The sequence below is a fragment of the Actinotalea sp. C106 genome (assembly GCF_023630195.1).
Taxonomy (GTDB): Bacteria; Actinomycetota; Actinomycetes; order Actinomycetales; family Cellulomonadaceae; genus Actinotalea.
Genome location: NZ_JALPKN010000440.1, coordinates 1 through 1,762 on the forward strand (window position 1 = coordinate 1; position 1,762 = coordinate 1,762).

Sequence of the window (1,762 nt, forward strand, 5' to 3'; positions counted from 1 at the left end):
GCTACGATCCGACTTTCGGTCCGCGTGGGCCCGGGGCCCACCGCCGAGGAGCTGGGCCGTGCGTTCCCGGGGGTGCCCGTCGTCAGCTCGGGGGCCGGCACCACGGCGGGGGTGGTCGCCGAGGTCGGTGCCCGCCCGGCCCTGGTCGTCGCGACCCCGGGGGCCGAGCCGAGGGCGAGCGAGGGCTACGTGGCAGCGGTGCTGCTCGACGCGGCCGTGGTGACCAACCGTCCTGCCCTCGACGTGGCCGAGCAGGCGCTGCGCACGTGGATCGGGGCTGCAGCCCTGGTGCGACCGGCACCCGAGGGCGGGGTCGTCGTCCTGGTCGGCGACGGTGCACCGGTGCCCACCCAGGCCCTCGTCCGCTGGGACCCGGTGGGGCTGGCCGAGCGCGAGCTGGCCGAGCGCACCGAGCTCTCCCTGCCCCCGGCGGTGCACATGGTCGCGGTCGACGGCCCACGTCACGCGGTCGAGGGCTTCGTGACGGGACTCGACCTGCCCGCCGAGGTCACCGTCCTGGGGCCGCACGTCCACGAGTCGACCCGGGGCGCGGGGGAGGCAGACCGCGTCCCGGTGCTCGACCCCGAGCAGGAACGCCCCGTCCGCGCGCTGGTGCGTTCACCCTGGTCGCTCGCCGCGCAGGTCACGGCAGCCCTGGCTGCCGCGGTGGCGACCCGGAGCGCACGGCGGGAGCCCGGCACCATCCGGCTGCGGGTGGAACCGACCGAGATCCTCTGACCCCGGCGGGGCCGGCCCGCCATGCGGCCTAGGATCGTCGGATGCGCCTGCTCTTCGCCGGGACCCCGGAGGTCGCCCTCCCGGCCCTCGACGCCCTTCTCGACTCCGAGCACGAGGTGGTGGCGGTGCTGACCCGACCGGACGCCCCCGCGGGACGCGGCCGACGACTCGCTGCGAGCCCTGTCAAGGAGCGAGCCCTCGAGGCTGGTCTCCCGGTCCTGACGCCGACGAGCCTGCGGGACGAGGCTGTGCCCCTTCGGCTCCGCGAGCTCGAGGTGGACTGCGCACCCGTGGTCGCCTACGGGGGTCTCATCCCGCCGAGCATGCTCGACCTGCCGACCCACGGCTGGATCAACCTGCACTTCTCCGTCCTGCCCGCCTGGCGCGGGGCCGCGCCGGTCCAGCACGCCCTGCTCGCCGGCGACGAGGTCACCGGAGCCACGACCTTCCGCATCGAGCAAGGCCTCGACACCGGGCCCGTGCTGGGCACCCTCACCGAGCGGGTCCTGCCCGCGGACACCGCGGGGGACCTGCTCGAGCGTCTCGCCTCAGCGGGGGCAGGGCTGCTGGCCGCGACCCTCGACGGGCTGGCCACCGGGAGCCTGGTCCCGGTGGCCCAGACGGCCGAGGGGGTCAGCCACGCGCCTCGGCTCACGACCGAGGACGGGCGGCTGCGCTGGGAGCAGCCCGCCCTCGCCGTCGACCGACGCGCCCGTGCCTGCACCCCCGCGCCAGGGGCGTGGACGACCGACCCCGCCGGCGCACGGCTCAAGCTCGGTCCCGTGCGCCCGCGGCCGGAGGTCACCGATATCGAGCCAGGGGCGGTGCGCGTCGAGCGCACCGAGGTCCTCGTCGGGACGGCGACCCACGCCGTGGCCCTCGGCGAGGTCGCACCGGCCGGCCGCCGGATGATGGCCGCCACCGACTGGGCCCGCGGTGCACGGCTCGGGTCCGACGCCAGGCTGGGCTCGTGACCGGGGACCGGCGCGACCACCGGGGTCGCGAACGAGGACCCGCGCGCGCC

The 1,762-nt window shown here is 76.8% G+C and carries 1 protein-coding gene and 1 pseudogene; both read left to right on the forward strand.

All coding sequences use genetic code 11. The annotated features are described in order from the left end of the window. Positions 1-738 (forward strand): annotated as a pseudogene (locus L0B03_RS17355) (primosomal protein N'); the annotation flags it as partial. Between the two features lie 41 nt (positions 739-779). Continuing rightward, positions 780-1,712 carry a methionyl-tRNA formyltransferase gene (gene fmt, locus L0B03_RS17360; RefSeq protein ID WP_250448202.1) on the forward strand — a complete coding sequence of 311 codons (933 nt, stop codon included), beginning with the start codon at positions 780-782 and terminating at the stop codon, positions 1,710-1,712. Positions 1,713-1,762 lie beyond the last annotated feature (50 nt).